This window comes from Ilumatobacter fluminis (assembly GCF_004364865.1).
GTDB classification, from domain to species: Bacteria; Actinomycetota; Acidimicrobiia; order Acidimicrobiales; family Ilumatobacteraceae; genus Ilumatobacter; species Ilumatobacter fluminis.
On sequence record NZ_SOAU01000001.1, the window covers coordinates 3,426,770 to 3,445,733 of the forward strand.

At 68.9% G+C, this 18,964-nt stretch carries 16 protein-coding genes; 9 read left to right on the forward strand and 7 right to left on the reverse strand.

Translation table 11 applies throughout. From position 1 onward, the window contains the following. Positions 1 to 15: 15 nt before the first annotated feature. Both BDK89_RS15530 and BDK89_RS15535 read left to right on the forward strand, forming a co-directional pair. Positions 16 to 657, forward strand: a complete 642-nt coding sequence (locus BDK89_RS15530; RefSeq protein WP_133869820.1) for an adenylate kinase family protein — start codon at positions 16 to 18, stop codon at positions 655 to 657. Between the two features lie 21 nt (positions 658 to 678). Then, on the forward strand, positions 679 to 1,497 hold the full coding sequence (locus BDK89_RS15535) for a class II aldolase/adducin family protein (RefSeq protein ID WP_208294088.1): 819 nt from the start codon (positions 679 to 681) through the stop codon (positions 1,495 to 1,497). 25 nt (positions 1,498 to 1,522) lie between these two features. Here the strand turns inward: BDK89_RS15535 and BDK89_RS15540 are convergent, their stop codons facing one another. Then, positions 1,523 to 1,837 (reverse strand): hypothetical protein, encoded by a 315-nt coding sequence (locus BDK89_RS15540; protein WP_133869821.1) that lies wholly within the window; start codon positions 1,835 to 1,837, stop codon positions 1,523 to 1,525. A 50-nt stretch (positions 1,838 to 1,887) separates the two neighbouring features. Next, positions 1,888 to 2,862 (reverse strand): DMT family transporter, encoded by a 975-nt coding sequence (locus BDK89_RS15545; protein ID WP_133869822.1) that lies wholly within the window; start codon positions 2,860 to 2,862, stop codon positions 1,888 to 1,890. A gap of 327 nt (positions 2,863 to 3,189) precedes the next feature. Between BDK89_RS15545 and BDK89_RS15550 the strand changes: the two genes are divergently transcribed. The 6 genes from BDK89_RS15550 (at position 3,190) to BDK89_RS15575 (ending at position 9,921) form a co-directional block, all read left to right on the forward strand. After that, positions 3,190 to 5,076, forward strand: coding sequence for an ABC transporter substrate-binding protein (locus BDK89_RS15550; RefSeq protein ID WP_133869823.1), 1,887 nt, complete (start codon positions 3,190 to 3,192; stop codon positions 5,074 to 5,076). 66 nt (positions 5,077 to 5,142) lie between these two features. Further along, positions 5,143 to 6,111 (forward strand): ABC transporter permease, encoded by a 969-nt coding sequence (locus BDK89_RS15555; RefSeq protein WP_133869824.1) that lies wholly within the window; start codon positions 5,143 to 5,145, stop codon positions 6,109 to 6,111. Between the two features lie 47 nt (positions 6,112 to 6,158). After that, positions 6,159 to 7,016, forward strand: coding sequence for an ABC transporter permease (locus BDK89_RS22200; RefSeq protein WP_133869825.1), 858 nt, complete (start codon positions 6,159 to 6,161; stop codon positions 7,014 to 7,016). Further along, positions 7,013 to 7,990: an ABC transporter ATP-binding protein gene (locus BDK89_RS15565; RefSeq protein WP_243839186.1), complete on the forward strand. Its 978-nt coding sequence runs from the start codon at positions 7,013 to 7,015 to the stop codon at positions 7,988 to 7,990. Before BDK89_RS22200 ends, BDK89_RS15565 begins: the two co-directional genes overlap by 4 nt. Further along, positions 7,987 to 8,961, forward strand: coding sequence for an ABC transporter ATP-binding protein (locus BDK89_RS22475; protein WP_133869827.1), 975 nt, complete (start codon positions 7,987 to 7,989; stop codon positions 8,959 to 8,961). Before BDK89_RS15565 ends, BDK89_RS22475 begins: the two co-directional genes overlap by 4 nt. A gap of 90 nt (positions 8,962 to 9,051) precedes the next feature. Then, positions 9,052 to 9,921: an EamA family transporter gene (locus BDK89_RS15575; RefSeq protein WP_166657616.1), complete on the forward strand. Its 870-nt coding sequence runs from the start codon at positions 9,052 to 9,054 to the stop codon at positions 9,919 to 9,921. A 5-nt stretch (positions 9,922 to 9,926) separates the two neighbouring features. On the opposite strand, the gene BDK89_RS15580 is transcribed toward BDK89_RS15575, so the two are convergent. After that, on the reverse strand, positions 9,927 to 11,177 hold the full coding sequence (locus BDK89_RS15580; RefSeq protein WP_133869829.1) for a sensor histidine kinase: 1,251 nt from the start codon (positions 11,175 to 11,177) through the stop codon (positions 9,927 to 9,929). Next, on the reverse strand, positions 11,174 to 11,863 hold the full coding sequence (locus tag BDK89_RS15585) for a response regulator transcription factor (protein ID WP_133869830.1): 690 nt from the start codon (positions 11,861 to 11,863) through the stop codon (positions 11,174 to 11,176). Before BDK89_RS15585 ends, BDK89_RS15580 begins: the two co-directional genes overlap by 4 nt. Before the next feature lie 131 nt (positions 11,864 to 11,994). Here BDK89_RS15585 and BDK89_RS15590 point away from each other — a divergent pair, with 131 nt between their 5' ends. Beyond that, the gene (locus tag BDK89_RS15590; RefSeq protein WP_133869831.1) at positions 11,995 to 15,963 is read left to right on the forward strand and encodes a fibronectin type III domain-containing protein; all 3,969 of its coding nucleotides are present in this window, start codon (positions 11,995 to 11,997) and stop codon (positions 15,961 to 15,963) included. A 163-nt stretch (positions 15,964 to 16,126) separates the two neighbouring features. Here the strand turns inward: BDK89_RS15590 and BDK89_RS15595 are convergent, their stop codons facing one another. Genes BDK89_RS15595 through BDK89_RS15605 form a run of 3 tightly spaced genes read right to left on the reverse strand, consistent with a single transcriptional unit; the run spans position 16,127 to position 18,939 of the window. After that, entirely contained in the window at positions 16,127 to 16,969 is an 843-nt protein-coding gene (locus BDK89_RS15595; RefSeq protein WP_133869832.1) for a TauD/TfdA dioxygenase family protein, read from the reverse strand. Positions 16,970 to 16,993: 24 nt separating this feature from the next. Beyond that, positions 16,994 to 17,671: a TetR/AcrR family transcriptional regulator gene (locus BDK89_RS15600; protein WP_133869833.1), complete on the reverse strand. Its 678-nt coding sequence runs from the start codon at positions 17,669 to 17,671 to the stop codon at positions 16,994 to 16,996. Beyond that, positions 17,626 to 18,939: an SGNH/GDSL hydrolase family protein gene (locus BDK89_RS15605; RefSeq protein WP_133869834.1), complete on the reverse strand. Its 1,314-nt coding sequence runs from the start codon at positions 18,937 to 18,939 to the stop codon at positions 17,626 to 17,628. Before BDK89_RS15605 ends, BDK89_RS15600 begins: the two co-directional genes overlap by 46 nt. Positions 18,940 to 18,964: the final 25 nt, after the last annotated feature.

The window sequence follows — 18,964 nt, forward strand, 5'->3', positions numbered from 1 at the left end:
TGCCAACATGACGTCGTGCGCAAGTACGTGATCATGGGGGTGCAGGGCAGCGGCAAGGGCACCCAAGCCCGCCGACTCGCCGCCGACTTCGAGCTCGAACACATCGAGGTCGGCGACATCTTCCGCTGGAACGTGCAGCACCACACCAAGCTCGGCGCGCGGGTCCGCCGCGACATCGACGCCGGGATGCTGGTCGGCGACGACGTCGTCGAGCAGGTGGTGCGCGACCGGCTCGAGGCGCACGACTGGAACTACGGGTTCGTCATCGACGGCTTCCCACGCACGGTCGGCCAGGCCGAGTTCTTCCTCGAGCGCTACGACATCGACGCCGTGATCCATCTCGTCATGCCCGACGCCGAGGTCGAGGCGAGGATCATGGCCCGCCGGGTCTGCTCCGAGTGTGGTCTCGACTACAACCACATGTCGCACCGCCCCGACGTCGACGGTCGCTGCGACGTGTGCGGCGGTCAGCTCGTGGCGCGGAACGACGACACGCCCGACGCGCTCGCCCAACGGCTCCGCGACTACCACGAGCGGACCGAGCCGGCGCTCGAGCTGTTCGCCGCCAAGGAACAGCTCGTCGAGATCGACGCCACCCGGTCGAAAGACGACGTCTTCGACGCCATCACGTCGCAGCTCGGTCTCGCCAACGGCTGACCGGCTCGGTACGCTCGGTTCATGGCGATGACCGACGAATCCGTCCGCACGATCGATGGGGTTCCGCTCACCCCGAAGACCGACCTGTACTTCCGCACGCCGCCCGAGTTCGACACGGTCGAGGAGGAGCGTCTGCACCGCAAGCAGAAGCTCGCCGGCGCGCTGCGCATCTTCGGCAAGTTCGGCTTCAGCGAGGGCGTAGCCGGGCACATCACCGTGCGCGACCCCGAGTATCCCGACATGTTCTGGGTGAACCCGCTCGGTGTCAGCTTCCGCCACATGCGGGTCTCCGATCTGATCCTGTGCGATCACGAGGGCAACGTCGTCTACGGCGGCCACCACGTGAACCGCGCCGCCTACGTGCTGCACGCAGCGATCCACCAGGCACGCCCCGACGTCGTCGCCGCCGCCCACTCGCACTCGCCGTACGGCAAGTCGTTCAGCTCGCTCGGCATCCCGCTCGCCCCGCTCACCCAAGACGCATGCGCCTTCTACGACGATCACGTCGTCATCGCCGAACAGGGCGGCGCCGTCGTGTTCGAGGTCGAGGCAGGCAAGGAGTTCGCATCGAAGTTCGGCGACGGCAAGGCGGCGATCCACCAGAACCACGGCCTGTTCACCGTCGGCACGACCGTCGACGAGGCGTGCTGGTGGTTCGTGACGATGGAGCGCTCGTGCCAGGCCCAGCTGATGGCGATGGCCGCCGGCACCCCGCACGAGATCCGCGACGAGTACGCCCGCTACACGTTCAACGAGACGGGCAGCCACGCCGTCGGCTGGTACCAGTTCCAGCCGATGTGGGACGAGATCCAGCGCTCCGACCCCGACCTGTTCGACTGAACTCGCCCGCCGGCGGCAACGGACGTCAGGCGGCGATCACGACGAAGGCCACGACCCACATCAGGGTCGGGCCGACCATGGAGAGCATGATCCAGCGCGCCTCGCTGCCACCGCGTCCGTTCAACGCGCCGAACCCGACGAACGGGGCGACGATCGCCATCACGGCGAGCAGTGCGAGCACGAGCAGCCAGGTGGAGCTCCCGCAGTCGTCCTCCATCGAGCAGCCAATGCCGCGACCGATCGCCAGCAGCACCGTGGCCAGTCCGACGACGAAGCCGCCGACGAGCGACAGCGTCAGCGCCGTCGGCGCCCACGACGGTCGATCCGGTTGCTGCGACATGCGCGCAGCGTAGACAACGACGGCTGACGACCGCTGACGACCGCACCGTGTCAGTGTCCGTGGCCGTCGCCCGCCATCGAGGTGATCACGAGCCCGGCGAGCACCGTCGCCATGCCGACCACGTGGATCCACTGGAACGGCTCGCCGAGCAGGACGTACGAGAGCACCAGTGCGCTGACCGGCATGACGCCCATGAACACCGACGCCGTCGTCCCGCTCACATCACGGTTGCCCATGAACCAGAGCACCGACCCGAGCGCCATGGTGCCGGCGCCCCACCAGAGGGCACCGAGCCACTCCGACGTCGACGGCTCCGTCCAGTCGAACCCGATCAGATCCCAGATCGCGAGCGGCGAGAACGCCACGATCGCAACGACCGCTGCGAGCAGGGTGAGGCTCATCGGGTCGAGATCGGCGGACAGTTGCATCCCGACCAAGGTGTAGGTGGCCTCGCAGCAGACGGCGGCGAAGACGAGCAGCGACCCGACGACGACCAGATCCCCCGAATCGCTGCCGGTCGACCCGAAGATGTTGACGATCACGACGCCAGTGACGGCGAGCGCGATCGCGATCGTCTTCCACTTCGTGAGGTGATCGCCGAGGAACAGCACCGACGCGACGGCCGTGACGGCGGGCGTCGTCGCCATGACGATCGCGCCGACGGCTCCGGGAGCCTCTCGCATCCCGATCAGCATGAACGCCGTGAACGCGAACGTGCCGACCACGCCGATCGCTGTGAGACGCCACCGGTCGGCCGCGTCGATCGTCCTGACCGTCTGCCACAACGACGGTTCATCGCGACGCCGACGTCGCCACCACACCATGGGGGCGAGTACCGCTGCGGCGACGAGCATCCGGGTCGTCGAGCCGAGCCACACGGGGAACGAGCGCCCGACGATCCGGCTCACCGGTGTCGCCGAGCCGAAGCACGCCATCCCCATCACCATCAGGGCCGCAGCCCGCGGGTCGACACTCGTTCCGGCGGTCGACGTCGTGGTCGTGCTCGTCGTCGTGTCCGTTGCCATGACGGTGCCGTACCCGCTCCCGGTCAGCCAGAACCGTGACGGCGCGCCGATCGGGCGAGATGGGTGACGAACCGACGAGCACCCGCTCCATCCGGTCGATGCGACACGCGCCGAACGCCGACCCAGACCGACTGCGACCGCTCGTGAGATGTCGTTCGGTTACCTAGGAGCGGCGGGCTCGGGCGGACGGTCCGGCCTCACTCGAGACCCGGAACAGTCGCACCGAAACGACATGAAATTGGTACTTGCGCTCCAGACCTCCGATCGTCAGAATCACGTCGACAATCCAATGGCGCCGAGGCGCCCGATCGGAACAGGGAGAGTTCGATGTTGAGGCGCCTGATCGGTGCCGGCCTGCTGGCCGGCACCGTGACCCTTGGGACCCTGGGCGCGCCGGCAGCGGCGCAAGACGACACGACGATGATCGTCGGGCTGACCCAGCCTTGGGAGACGTTGAACCCGGTCGTCGGCTTCGCCATCCCCGAGTACGAGGCCTGGAACATCCAGTACTCCGGGCTCACGACACGGTCGACCGCCGACTACTCACCCGAACCGGCGCTCGCCGAGTCGTGGGTCGAGAACGAGCCCGGTGTCTCGTACACGTACACCCTGCGCGAGGGCCTGCTGTGGTCGGATGGCGAACCACTGACGGCCGAGGACGTCGCATGGAACATCAACACGGCGCGCGATCAGGAGTGGTCGAACTATGTGTCGACGGTTGCGAACCTGTCGGCGGAGGTGATCGACGACCGCACCGTGACGGTGACGTCGTCCGTGCCGGATCCCCGCCTGCCCGCCGTCGGCATCTACGTGCTCCCGAAGCACATCTGGGAAGAGCACGCGACCCCCGAGACGATCGACAGCTACGACGCCCTCGACGGTGTCGGCAGCGGCCCGTTCACGATCTCCGACTACCAGTCGGAGGAGTCGCTCACGATGACGGCCAACCCGAACTACTACGACGGCGAACCGGCCGTCGGCACCCTCATCTTCCGCTACTTCGCGAACCCGGATGCGATGGTCGCTGCGTTGCAGCGCGGCGAGATCGACGCCGCCCAGGGCATCCCGGCGTCGGCCTTCGCGTCGATCGACGCCGATCCCGACATCGTCGCCATCGCCGGGCTGCAAGGCGGGTTCGACGAGATCGCATTCAACGGTGGCGCAGCCGACGGCCAGCCACACCCGGCTCTGCTCGACGTCGAGTTCCGGCGAGCGCTGAACCGGGCGATCGACAAGGTCGGCGCCACCGAAGACCTCTGGTTCGGCCTCGCCCGCCCGGCGACGACCATCTCGGTCGCGGCCGACCTGGCGTGGGTCCCGGAGATCGCCGAGGACGAGTTGTTCTCCTACGACCCCGAAGCGGCAGCCGCTGCGCTCGACGAGCTGGGTTACGTCGACACCGACGGCAACGGCATCCGGGAGATGCCCGGCGGCGGTGACGACATCGTCCTGCGCCACGCGGTGAACACCGACTCCGATCTCGGTGGTGCGATGGGCGAACTGTGGAGCAACTGGATGAACGCGATCGGCATCGGCGTCGAACTCGAGGCGTACGACCAGGACCAGCTGTTCGGCGTGATCGTCGACGGCACCTACGACACCTTCTACTGGGGATGGGTGCCGTTCGTCGACCCCGATCCGCTGCTGTCGTACTTCACCGAAGCCGAGCTCGGGAACTGGAACGACGCCAACTGGTTCGACCCCGAGTACGACGCGCTCTATGCGGAACAGAACCAGGAGGTCGACCCGGAGCGTCGTCGGGAGATCGTGCACGAAATGGTGCGCATCGTCCACGACGCGGCGATCTATCCGGCGCTCTGGTACACGCCCGACTTGCAGGCGTACCGCACCGACCGGTTCGAGGGATTCGTCCGTCAGCCGGCGGAGGTCGGTCCGGTGATCTTCTCGCAGTCGTCGCCGTCGTACGCACTCATCACCCCGGTCGGCGGCACCGACGCCCCGGACACCTCCGACGACACCGGATCCGACGCGACGACGGCCACGGGTGACACCACCCCGGACGGCAGCGCAACGGAAGCGACGACCGACGGCGACACCGGATCCGACGACGGTGACGACAACGGTGATGACGGTGATGGTGACGGTGGCGGCAACGGCGCACTGATCGCCGTGATCGTCGGCGTGCTCGTCGTCGCCGGTGCGGGTGCGTTCTTCTTCGCCAAGCGCAGAGGCTCGGCAGACGAACGTGAGTGACCTCGACGCCCCGCAACCGGGGCGTTCGTCACCGAGTCGACCCGAGACGGTGAGCACCGAGCGGCGATGAACGCCGCCTACGTCACGAAGAAGGTGATCGGGGCGTTCAGCACCCTGCTGTTCGTCCTAGTCATCAACTTCTTCCTGTTCCGCGTCGTCGCCGACGACCCGTTCGGCAGCCTGCTGCGCGGCAGCCGGGTGCCGACCGACAAGGTCGAGCAGCTCCGCAGCGACTTCGGACTCGACGAACCGACCTGGAAACAGTTCCTGCTGTACCTGCGGCAGACGGCACAGCTCGACTTCGGGCTCTCGTTCCAGACCCGTCAGCCGGTGTGGGACGACATCCAGGGCAAGATCTGGCCCACCGTGCTGCTCGTGGGGGTCTCGGCGATCCTGTCGATGGTGATCGGTGTCGTGGCCGGCTTCATCGCCGCCTGGCGTCGCGGTTCGGCGACCGACTACTCGATCACGTCGTCGACGATGGTCTTCTATTCCATGCCCGACTTCTGGCTCGGCATGCTGTTGCTGTACGCCTTCGCCGTCGTCCTGCCGTGGTTCCCGGTCGGCGGGATGTCCGACCTCCGATCCGATGCCACGGGCATCGCGGCGTGGGCCGACACCGCGAAACACCTGTTCCTGCCGGCGCTCACCCTGACACTCGCCTACCTCGGCGAGTACGCGATCGTGGCCCGCTCGGCGCTGCTCGACGTGATGGGCGAGGACTACCTGACCGTCGCCAGGGCGAAGGGCCTCCGCGATGTGATGGTCCGACGGCGTCATGCGGTCCCCAACGCCCTCCTACCGATCGTCACGCTCGCCGCGATCAACCTGGGCTTCGTGCTGTCCGGCGCCATCGCCGTCGAGACGGTCTTCTCGTGGCCCGGTCTCGGACGCGCCACCACCGACGCGATCCGCGGACCGGACCTCCCCGTGCTCCAGGCGCTGTTCCTGCTCTTCAGCGCGGCAGTCATCTTCTTCAACCTCGTCGCCGACCTGCTCTACGTCTGGCTCGACCCACGGGTGCGGCCGTCGTGAGCGCCGTGACGGTGCGGAACCCGACATGGGCACGGCGGCGGCGAGCGATGGGCACGTTCACGCGCCGGTTCTGGGCGTCACGACCCGGCCGGATCGGTCTCCTCATCCTGCTCGTGTTCGTCGCGATCGCACTCGCCGCGCCCCTGATCGCCGACCGATCCGGACTCGACACTGCAGTGGCCCGCGCCGACGGGGTCCCCCAGTGGGCGTCGCCGGGCGAACACCCACCGCTCGGCACCGACTACCTCCGCCGAGACGTGTGGACCCAGTTCGTGTGGGGAAGCCGGATCTCGCTCTTCGTCGGGTTGGCCGCCACGGTCGTGACGATCACGCTCGGTGCCTTCGTCGGTGTCGTCGCCGGCTTCGTCGGCGGACGCACCGACAGCGTGCTGATGCGGATCACCGAGTGGTTCCTCGTCATCCCGTTCCTCCCGCTCGCGATCGTGCTCGCGTCGGTGCTCGGGCGTTCGGTCTGGAACATCATCTTCGTGATCGGGGTGACGTCGTGGCCGTCGACCGCTCGACTCGTCCGAGCGCAGGTGCTGACGGTCAAGCAGCGCCTGTTCGTCGACCGGGCCCGGTCACTCGGCGCCTCGAACGCTCACATCGTGTTCCGCCACATCATGCCGAACGTGAGCGGTCTCATCCTGGCCACGGCGACGCTCGCCGTGCCGATCTCGATCCTCACCGAGACGACGCTGTCGTTCCTCGGTCTGGGCGACCCGCGCAACCCGTCATGGGGCAAGACCCTCGTGGAGGCGTTCGAGAACGGGGCCCTGACGCTCCGCGCCTGGTGGTACTTCACGCCCGCCGGCGTCGGGATCCTGCTGGTCGTCCTGGCATTCACGCTGATCGGTCAGACCCTCGAGCAGATCGCCGACCCGAGACTGGCGGGACGCCGATGACCGACGGCCCGCTATTGCTCGTCGACGATCTCCGCGTCACGTACCACGCACGGTCGGGCGACCTGCCCGCCGTTCGCGGCGTGTCGTTCGAACTCGAGCGGGGCGCCTCGCTGGGCCTGGCCGGCGAGTCGGGGTGCGGCAAGTCGACAATGGCGAACGCCATCTTGCGGCTCCTCCCCGCCGGCACCACCGTCGACGGCTCGGTGCTCCTGCACGGACAGGACGTGCTCGCGATGAAGCCGGGAGCACTCCGTGCCGTGCGGTGGACCGAAGGGGCGATCGTGTTCCAAGGTGCATTGCACGCCCTCAACCCCGTGCAACGCATCGGCGCCCAGATCTCCGAACCGATGCTGCTGCACCGCACCCAGCCGTCGAAACGGGCGGCCGCCACCCGCGTCGCCGAGTTGCTCGAACAGGTCGGCCTGCCGGGCGACCGGGCTTCGGCGTACCCGCACCAGCTCTCCGGCGGTCAACGCCAACGCGTCCTGATCGCGATGGCGTTGGCGTGCGACCCGAGCCTGCTGATCGCCGACGAGCCGACCACGGCGCTCGATGTGATGGTGCAGGCCCAAGTGTTGGCGCTGCTCGCCCGTCTTCGAGTCGAACGCGGCCTGTCGATGATCTTCATCACCCACGACCTGTCGGTGCTCACCGACGTGTGCGACGACCTCGCCGTCATGTACGCCGGCCGGATCGTCGAGGAGGGACGCAGCGGCGAGCTGTTCCACAGCCCGCGGCACCCCTACACGTCCGGGCTGGCCGCCGCATTCCCGACGATCGGCGATCCGGCGTCGCGCATGAACCCGAGCGGGCTCGGAGGCGACCCGCCCGACCCGGCGCATCTGCCCACCGGCTGCCCGTTCCATCCTCGTTGCGCGCTCGCCGAGGATCGGTGCCGCGCCCACGCACCCGAACTGTCCCCCGCCGGCGATGCTCGCCGCGCGGCCTGTCTGCTCGTCGAGGACCCGACATGAACACGACCGTGGTCCGCGTCACCGATGCCGTCGTCCGATTCGGCGACGCTCGCGCCGTCGACGGCGTCTCAATCGACGTCGAGGCCGGCGAGGTGCTGGCCCTGGTCGGCGAATCGGGATCGGGGAAGACGACGCTGGTCCGGGCGATCCAGGGGCTGCAGCCGCTCAGCGACGGCACGATCGAGATCGACGGTGAGCAGGTGGGGCGGTCGCGCCGTTCCGGCCGACGCGACGTCCAGATGGTGTTCCAGGATCCGACGGGTGCGCTCAACCCGCGCCAGACGATCCACGAGATCGTGGCCGAGGGGCTGCGCATCCGTCGCGATCGCGGCGACGAAACGGCGAAGGTCACCGACGCGCTCGAACGAGCCGGGCTGCGTCCGGCCGAACGGTTCCTCGAGCGCTACCCGCACGAGGTGTCGGGAGGACAGCGACAACGCGTGGTCGTCGCCGGCGCCATGGTGATGGAGCCGAGGCTGCTGCTCGCCGACGAACCCGTCGCATCGCTCGACGCGTCGATCCGCGGCGAGATCCTCGCGCTCATGCGCTCGCTGGTCGACGAGACCGGGCTGTCCATCGTCGCGGTGACCCACGACCTCGGGCTGGCCTGGAACATCGCCGACCGGATCGCCGTCATGTACCTCGGTCGGATCGTCGAGATCGGCCCGACGGAACAGGTGCTCGACGACCCGAAGCATCCCTACACGCGAGCGCTGCTGTCGGTCGTGCCGGAGATGCAGCGGATGGAGCAGCAGATCCTGGTCGGCGAGACGCCCGATCCGCGCCGGATCCCGAGCGGGTGCCGGTTCCATCCACGGTGTCCGGTCGTGGCGAGCGGCGAGGCGGGACGGCTCGGCATCGAGGACCGTTGCCGAGGCGTCGACGTCGCGCTCGGGCCGTCCGACGGCATCGACGACGGGCGAGACGTCGGGGACGAACCCGGTCATCGTGTCGCCTGCCACGCGGTCTGACCCCACGGTTCGCGCTCCCGACGGGTCGTGACGCCGACGGATCTCGAATCGATCATGACATCGAGGGGTCCGAGCGGCCATGATCCAGCCGTGCGCCGATCCAGCCGAATCCTCTCGACGGCACCGCCCGAGGCGCTGTTCGTCGTGTCGGCGTTGTCGCAGTACATCGGTGCGGCGATCGCCGTCACCGTGTTCGACGAGGTCGAGCCGCAGACGGTCGCCTGGTTCCGTGTCATCGGCGCGGCGATCGCGCTGCTCGCCATCTCGCCCGGCTTCCATCGAGGTTGGACCAAGCGCGATCTGATCGGCGCCGGCGTGTTCGGCACCGCCACGGCGCTCATGAACCTGTTCTTCTACCTGGGCATCGCACGGATCGACCTGGGCAAGAGCGTCGCGATCGAGTTCCTGGGTCCGATCGCGGTCGCCGCCGCCATGACCCGCTCGGCTCGGAACGGCTTCGCCCTGGTGCTGGCGGTGATCGGCGTCGTCACGCTCGGCGGTGTCGAGATCGGTGACAACACCCTCGGTGTCGTGTTCATCCTGATCTCGTCGGCGATGTGGGCGGCGTACATCGTCTTCGGATCGAAGGTGGCCCAGGTGCGATCCGGTGTCGCCGGGCTCGGCGTCGGGCTGGCGATCGGTTCGATCGTGATCGCACCGGCGGGAGCGCCGTGGAGCGGACCGGTGTGGGTCTCCCCCACCCTGCTGCTCCTGTGCTGTGCGACGGGCGTGTTCTCGAACGCGATCGGCTACGGCATCGATCAGTACGTGTTGCGTCGCATCCCGATCCGACGATTCAGCGTGCTGCTCGCCACCCTGCCGGTCACGGCGGTGTTCGTCGGCTGGCTCCTGCTCGGCCAGACCCCGTCAGGTCTCGATCTCCTGGGTATCGGCTTGGTGCTGATCGGCGTTGCGGTGCAAGAACGTGACGAGATCGTCGCCGTGCCCGAACCGAGCTGAGCTCGTCAGCCGACCGGCACCGTGCCACGGACCGTCGTCCCGGCACCGCCGGACGATTCGATCTCGAGTGTGCCCGTCACCGCGCCGAGCCGGTCGGCGAGGTTGGTGAGCCCCTGTCCGCCGTCGAGCCGGGCGGCGACGACGTCGAATCCGACGCCGTCGTCGACGACCTCGAAGACGACGACGGCGGCGTCACCGTCACCGGTACGCCGGAGCCGGATCTCGACGGTCGACGCCTGGGCGTACTTGTCGGCGTTGTGGAGCGCTTCGAGCAGGCAGAAGTACACCGCCGCCTCGCGGTCGGCGGGGAGCCGACCGACGGCGCCGATGTCGAGTCGCACCGGTGTCGGGCTGCGGTCGGCCGCCGCCTCGATCGCTGCGGCCAGCCCGTGCTGGGTCAGCACCGACGGGTACAGCCCGTGTGCGAGGTCGCGCAGCTCGGCGTGAGCCCGGTGAACCTCCTGGCGGACCGCCGCCAGACCGTCGTCGGCGGCGTCGACATCGGTGCGGAGTTCGGTACGGACGCGAGCGAGCTGCAGATTGATGCCGACGAGGCGCGACTGCGCACCGTCGTGGAGATCGCGTTCGATCCGGCGCCGCTCCCGGTCGGTCGCGGCAACGACGCGCTGCCGGGACCGGCGCAGCTCGTCGGTCTGGACGGCGAGGTCGGCTCGGAGGATCCGCTCTTCCTCGAGCGCGTGGGTCAGGTTGAAGTGGTGCTGCAACGCGACGAACACCATGACGGCGCCGAAACCCGGTGCCGCAACGAGCAGGATGCCGGTCTGGAGCCACTCCGGCACCTCGTCGGTGAGCCCGGTGAAGTCCTGCAACACGCCGGCGGCCACCACGGCCGCCGACACGAAGAACGACGGGACCACGAACCACCACAGGCGGTCGGCGGCCACGAACGAGGCTGCAACGAGGCTCGGCAACAGGCAGGACACCATCTGGAGCGGCCACGCGAACGTCGCCACCGCCGCAGCGGCGATCGCCACGACCCAGTTGGCGACGGCGAAGATCATCACCGATTCGAACACCCGATTCCGGCGCAGCGGAAGGATCGCGGACGCGATCACCAGTGACGTCAGCACGACGAACAGCCCGATTGCCAGCAGCCAGCCGATGCGGACGACCGTCAACGACATGGCGACGGTGAAACAGCCGGCCGCGAACGCGAGCACCGCATCGGCCAGGATGACGTTGCGGAGCCGGACGACGTCGGTGCCGTTCGAGGGCACGGCGGTGTCGACGGTCATGAGGCTGCGTCGGCGGTGGTGCCGCTCCCGGCCAGGAACACCAGCACCGCCTTCACCCGCCGGTTGACCTCCGGGTCCTCGGCCAGGCCGAGCTTGGTGAAGATCATGTTCGAGTGCTTCTCGATCGCATGCGCGCTCACACCCAGTCGTTCGGCGATCACATTGTTCGTGGCACCCGTCGCCATCTCGCCGAGCACGTCGCGTTCGCGATCGGTCAGCACTTCGAGCGGTGAGTCGACCATGCGGGTCCGCGACCGGACCAGGGCGTCGACGACCATGTCGTCGATGAACGAGCCGCCGGCGTGCACCGTGCGAATCGCGTCGGCCAGACGATCGAGCTCGTCGATCCGATCCTTGACCACGTAGCCGCGCCCCTTGGTACCCGCATCGAGCAGGGCGAGCGCGTAGGACGGCTCGACGAACTGGGAGAGGACGACCACGCCGACGTCGGGGTGGGTCGTGCGCAACTGTTCGGCAGCGCGAATGCCCTCGTCGTTGTGATCGGGGGGCATCCGGATGTCGGTCAGCAAGACGTCGGGGTCGTGACGATCGACCGTCTCGATCAGCTCGGGCAGCGACGCGCACGTCGCCACGACGTCGAGATCGGAGACCGTGGACAGCAGGCTCACCAGTCCCTCACGAACGAGCAGGTTGTCCTCGGCGACGACGAGACGGACGGTGGACACGTCGGCGACGGTACCAGTGGCGGCCGGAGCGGTCGTGCCCGCTACCCGGACCGGCGGGGTACGGCTGTCCTTACCCGGTGCCTACCGCTGGCCGGGTGTGGCACCACCGCCGGGTCTTGCACCCTGGACGCATGCGTCGAACCGCCGCCATCCTGCTCGGTACCGCTCTGGTCGTCACGTCGACCGTGCTGTCGACGATGTCGGCGCCGAACGGCACCGCGCTCGCCGACCACGACCCGCCGGTCGTCGAGCTCCTGTCCGACATCCACGGCCTGCCGGTCGACGCCGAGATCGACCACCTGACGGCGACGTCGACCCACGTCTTCTTCGAGGCCCGTGGCAGCGTCGAGTTCGGACGTGAACTGTGGGCGTATTCGATCGCCGACGACGAGATCTCGATGGTGCACGATCTCAGTGAGGGGTGGGACGACAGCGACATCAGGGCCACCACCGTCGTCGACGACACGTTCTTCTTCGTCGCCGTGGTGGGTGGCACCTCGCGTTTGTACACGAGCGACGGAACGGTGAGCGGGACCGACTGGCTGGGCTCGGGTTGGGACATCGACCACCGCAACCTGGTGAGCGCCGGAACGTTCGGCTACGTCACCGGCACCTCCCCGGCGACCGGCCAGGAGCTGATCCGGTTCGACGGCGACGGCACGCTCACGACGATCGAGATCTACCCGGGCGGGAGTTCGTCGACGCCGGACGTCCTGACCGTGGACCGACACGGCACCCTGTTCCTCGAGGCGGAGACCCCGGCCGCCGGCAACGAACTGGTGCGGGTGACGCCGGCCGGCGTGGTCGATGCGATCGACCTGAACGGCAGCGGTGACACGTACATCAACCAGATCGCCTTCGCCGACGGCGCCGTGTACTTCACCGAGTTCAACGGTGCGTTTCATCGCATCCCCGATAGTGGCGCGTCCGCGGCGACCATGCTGCAGGACCACGAGACACTCGCTCCGACCGACGTCGACTGGATGCGGACGATCACCGACGGACCGCAGGAGTACCTCGTGGTCAAGTTCGGGGGACCCGACCGGCTGTACCGGATCGCCGACAACGGCGCCCTTCCCTCGCAGGTGTCGGCGACGTTCGTCCCGAACGACTCGCCGGTGCAGTACGGCGACGGCGCGTTCCTCACCGGCTGGGACGACGGTGAGGGGCTCGAACCATGGCACCTCGACCCGTCGACGGGCACCCTCACCTCGCTCGGCGATCTCAACCCTGGCGTCGCCGGGTCGTTCCCAGCGGGGTTCACAGCGTCGACCGATGGCAGCGCCGGGCTGTTCTGGGCGACCACGGCGTCCGGCGATCGACTCCACGTGGTCGACGGCACGACGGTGACGGTGACGCCCACCGACGACGACGGCGACCACGCTCGCTCGATGACGGCAATCGCAACGGACACGTTCGCTCTCGCCCGATCGACGGTCGCGGGCGACCAGTTCGGGGTCATCGGCACCCTGCTCGACCGCTACCGCTCGGTCGGCACGCCGAACCCGGCGACCGGCGACGCCTGGCCCGGCGACTTCACGGCGCTCGGCGACGACGTGATCTTCTCCGCCACACATCCGACCGACGGCTACGAGCTGTACGTCCATGACCGGTCTGCCGGCACCGTCGAAATCATCGACGACCTGAACGAGGCAGGCGACGCGAGCCCACAGGTGTTGGGGGTGCTCGACGGTGTCGTGTTGTTCACGGCGCTGCAGGACGGCGCCTTCTTCGACCTGTTCTCGACCGACGGCGCCACGATCACGCCGATCGGCAACCGCGACGAGGTCGCGGTCGCTCGGTCGTGGCCCGACCAGGTCGGGGCGTCCGACGACCTCGGCCTCCTGTTCTTCGCGAACCGGCTCGATGCGAACGCCCTGTGGCGAACGGACGGGACCGACACCGGTACGTTCGAGATCGCCGACCTCAGCGCTTCGCAGATGGAGCCACTCCCGGGAGGGGTCCTGTTGCTCGGCGACACCGCCACGCACGGGCGAGAGCTCTGGTTCGCCGACGCCACCTCCGCCACCCGCCTCACCGATGCAGCGAGCGGCACGAGTGACGGCTTCGGCATCGACTCGAACATCGCCGTCGTGGAAGACACCGGCTTCGCGGTCACCGTCGAGCGGCAGATGATCACGACCGACGGCACGATCGCCGGCACCACCGTCACCTCCGGGCCGGGCGGCGAGGACGTGACCGGTCTGACCGCCATCGGCGACACGTTGTACGTCACCACGCAGGACGGCGGGGTCGACTCGGTGTGGGCGTTGCCCGGCGGTGAGAACCCGACCCGGCTCCCGACCGCAGCCCCGCTGCCTCACCTGTCGATGTATCGCGCCGACAGCGTGTCCGAGGGGCCCTCCGGCCCCCTGGTGATCAACGGCGGTTCGGATCTGATCCTGTACTCGCCGGAACACGGCATCGTCGAAACGGTCAGCGACGCGCAGTTCGCGAACGACATGGTCTCGACCGACCGGCACGTCTATCTCCGCAAGGGCAGCGAGAACACCGAGCTGTGGCGCACGGACGGGACCGCCGCCGGGACGGAACTCATCGCCGACGTGTACCCGGGTTCGTATCCGTCGTTCCCGTACGGCCTCACGGTCGCCCACGACACCCTCTACTTCGGCGCCGAACATCCCGTCCACGGCGCCGAGGCGTTCGTCGTCGACATCGCGCCGCACCTTCCGGGCGCGCCCCTGGGGGTGAACGCCGTCGCCGGCGTGGAGCGGGCCACCGTTTCGTGGACGCCCCCGGCACACGACGGCGGCGCCGACATCACGTCGTACCGCGCCACGGCGTCGCCCGGCGGGAAGTCGTGCACCAGCTCGGGCGCCTCGTGCACCGTCACCGGCCTCGACGGCGGGACGGCGTACACGTTCCGGGTCACCGCCACGAACCGGGCGGGCACGTCGACGCCCTCGGCCCCGTCCGCGCCGGTGACGCCATCGGCGGCACCGGTCGACGAGCCCGACGCCGCCATCGTGCCGATCGACCCCGCCCGCTTCGCCGACACGCGGCCGCAGGACACCGTCGACGGGGCGTTCCGCGACCTCGGCGCGGTGCGGGCCGGAACATCGCTCACGGTGCGCATCGCCGGCCGCGGCGACGTCCCTTCGGGTGCCGCCGGCGTCGTCGCCAACCTGACCGCGGTCGGACCCCAGGGCCCGGGTCACGCCACGCTCTATCCGTGCGGGTCGGTGCCGACGGCGTCGCACCTCAACTACGCACCGGGCGACGTGGTCGCGAACTCGACCGTCGTCCCGCTCTCGGCGGACGGCGATCTGTGCATCCACTCCCACGCCACGAGCCACTACGTGCTCGACATCAACGGCTACGTACCCGGGTCGACACCGTTGACGACGATCGACCCTGCCCGCTACGCCGATTCGAGGCCGCAGGACACGTTCGACGGGACGTTCTCCGACGTCGGACCGATCGTCGGCGGCACGGAGTGGGAGATCCGGATCGGCGGACGCGGCGAGGTGCCGGCAAACGCCGTCGCTGCGGTCGTCAACCTGACGATGGTCGGTCCGGCAGCGAACGGGCACGCCACGATCCATCCGTGCGACGACCGGCCGACGGCGTCCCACGTCAACTACGGACCCGGCGAGGTGGTGCCGAACGGCGCCATCGCGCGGTTGTCCGACCGTGGGTCGATCTGCGTGTACACCCACGCGACGAGCCACGTCCTCGTCGACGTGGCCGGGTTCGTGGCAGCCGGTCCGACGATCTCGACGCAGACACCGGCTCGGTACGCCGACTCCCGTCCCGAGGACACCTTCGACGGGAAACGTTCGAACCTCGGCCCGCTCGGGGCGGGCGACACGATCGAGATCCCGATCGCCGGTCGCGGCGGGGTCCCGGCCGACGCGACGGCCGCGATCGTGAACCTGGCGGTGATCCGCCCCGACGGGCCCGGCCACGCCACGATCTACCCCTGCGGCGAGGTGCCGAACGCCAGCAACATCAACTACACCGCCGGCACCGTGAGGGCGAACAACGCGATCGTGAAACTGTCACCGAGTGGCACGTTGTGCCTGCGTACGCATGCCGCGACCCACTTCCTGCTCGACGTCGTCGGACATCTGTCGTGAGCGGTTCACGCTCCGTTCACGCCCCTCGTGCACGATGACACGGTCCGATCGCCGGCCTCACCACGGGAACCTGGTACGGCGATCGTGAGTGCGCTCGGGTGCTCGGGTTTCGGCGGAAACCGAGCACCCGGGCCGCACTCACCCCCGGCTGCTGCTGCGACGCTCAGGCGGCGCCGATGGTGGTCCGGTGGAGCAGGCGGTCGTAGCCGTCGTAGCCACCGGTCGCCTTGTGCAGCACCGACCGGTTGTCCCACATCGTCAACATGCCGGGCTCCCACCGGTGCCGGTACACGAACTCGTCACGGGTCTGCCACGCGTACATCTCGAACAGCAGGTCGCGCTCGTCGTCGCCGCTCATCCCGTCGATCCCGATGATGTAACCGATGCAGCCGAACAGGCCGAGCCGCCCCGTCTCGGGGTGCGGGCGGATGATCGGGTGCAGTTGCGTCGCCATCGCCGACTCACTCGGCCGGATCGACATGCTGCGGTCGGTCTGCTGGTCGTCGTCGCCGTACATGCCGCTCGGCGCGTACCCTCCGCGAGCCGAGTGGACGGCCTGCTTGCCCTCGAGCCGTTGACGCAACGCGTCGGGCATCGCGTCGAGCGCGGCGTGCTGGTCGGCGTAGAGCGTGTCGCCACCATGCGGCGGGATGGTGATGCCGTAGAGGCAGGTGCCGGCCGGCGGGCGCTCCTGGAAGCTCCAGTCGCTGTGCCAGTTCTCCGCGAACAAGGGCGCCGTCTCGTCGGCGCGACGAGAGATGGCGATGACGTGCTCCCGGCCGTCGACCGGCGCGATGAACGGGTCGTCGCCGAAGGGACCGAAGGCGAGGGTGAAGCGTTCGAGGTCGTCGTCACCGAGCTGCTGGTCGGGGAACGACAGGACGTGATGTTCGAGCCATGCCATCCGGATGTCGGCGATCGTCGTGTCGTCGAGGGGACGGGTCAGATCGACCCCTCGCACCAGTGCCCCGCACACCTGCCCCGTCGGTTCGATCTCGATCCCCATGGACGCGCACCGTAGACGCGAGCATCACGACGACCCGAGCCGTGCCGCCGCGTAGGCGGCGACCATCGTCTCGAGCTCGGCGAGCGCCGCCTCCCGACCGGGCGACGAGGGTGGGTGGACGACGAGTGTGTGTCGGACCGTCTCGACGATCAGCTCGATGACGTCGCGTGCGTCGGCGGTGTCGGGCGAGGAGCCTTTCGGGCCGCTCGGAGCGCGCTGGCCGAGCAGGCCGAGCAGGCCGAGTCGTTCGACGAACGTGTCGACGAGCGCGGTGCGCACGACACGTCCGGGCGAGTCGTCACCGTCGGGTCGGAGGTCTTGCGCGAGTCGGTAGTAGCCGGCGTGCGCACGCTGGAGTTCGGCTGCGCAGCGGACGAGGCTGCGGACCGTGGCGTCGATGTCGCGGTCGTCGCCGGCGGCGTCGAGCACGGCGGCGAAGGCGTGGGCAGCATCGTCCAGATAGCGCTGCGCCAGGGCGTCGGCGATCGCTCGCTTGTCGTCGAAGAAGCGGTAGAGCGCGCCGACCGACACGCCGGCCCGTTCGGCGATCGCGGTCGTCGTCGCTCCGGCCAGCCCGTGTCGGGCGAACTCGACGTCGGCGGCCGCGACGAGCCGGTCGAGGGTGTCCCTCGACCGGCTCTGCTGCGGTGTCGACTTCAGCTCGATGTCACCAGGATCGCACCGTTCGACTGCCTCGCGCACGTGACACGATCGTCGGTCGTGGCCCACGCTCCTGCGAGACACTGACCGAGCGCCGCATGGCCTGCGGCATTGGGGTGCCAGCTCTCCTGGCAGCGCTGGAAGAACGACTCACAGTCGGCGAACAGTCGGTTGATGTCGTTCTTGTCGTAGCCGGAGATGCTGGTGATGTAGGCACCCGACGAGTTCGTGACGCGCACCGGTGTCGCGAGCGTGCCGCTCGGGCTGTTCGACTGCTCGCACAGGCGGGCGCCGTCGAACGCCTGCTGCACGTTCAGGTAGGCGAGATCGTCGCCCGGGAACTGGGTCGTCATCCGTCCGAACACATCCTCGACCATGGTGCCGAGGTTGGCCGAGAAGCGGTGGGCCGGAGCCAGCGACGCCCGGTGCGCCGGGCACCCGCCGGCGTAGCGTTCGGCGCCGAGGGCACGGAACTTGTCGCGGGTGTCGGTGCGACGCTTCTCTTTGTAGAACTTGTCGTCGAAGTCGTGCGGGAGCGGGTTCGTGTAATCCTGCAGCACGACGCGGTGCTGTCCGTCGGCGTCGACCTCGTCGAGCACGGCCAGGATCTGCGCAACCGCGGCTGCGGTCTCGTCGGTGGCCGCCGCGAGTTCGGCCGAGGTGGCGAGGTCGTTGTCGGTGCACGGGTCTTCGCTCGGGACGGGCTCGCCCTCCCACCAGCTGGCGAGCGGCACCCAGAACTCCCACCAGCCGATCCAGGCGTCGGAGATGAACCGCCCGGCGCACTCGGCGGCAGCGGAACCGAACGTGAACGAGGAGTTGTTCGACCCGAGCCCGATCAGGACGAGGTCGATGTCGTGGGTCTGCGCGACGGCGCGGAGCTGGTCGATCTGCGATGCGACGTCGCGCCCGCTCGCACGTGCCGACGACGGGTTGGCCATGTCGTGCGGCTGACCGCCCGAACAGGCGAGGTTGAACCGTGTCGAGATGCCGCTCAGGTTCGCGACCTCGATCGAGGCGTTGGCCGAGCGGTGGCAGAAGAAGGCGTTGCTGTTGGCGGCCGAGAACCCCGGGTCGCCCTGGGGCACCCCGGCGGCGTTCGGCACGGCTCGGTAGGCGCCGGCGCCTTCACCGCTGATGAAACTGTCGCCCATCGCGACGGCCGCCGTCGGCAGCGCCGCCGACGACGTCGACGGTGCACCGGCGACGACACCGGTGAGGCCGGCGAGCGCCAGTGCCCCCAGCACCGACACGCGACGACGGAATGCACGCGTCGATGCAGGCGCGGTTGATCGAGTGGATCGAGTCATGTTCTTCCCCCCAGAAGAAATGTGA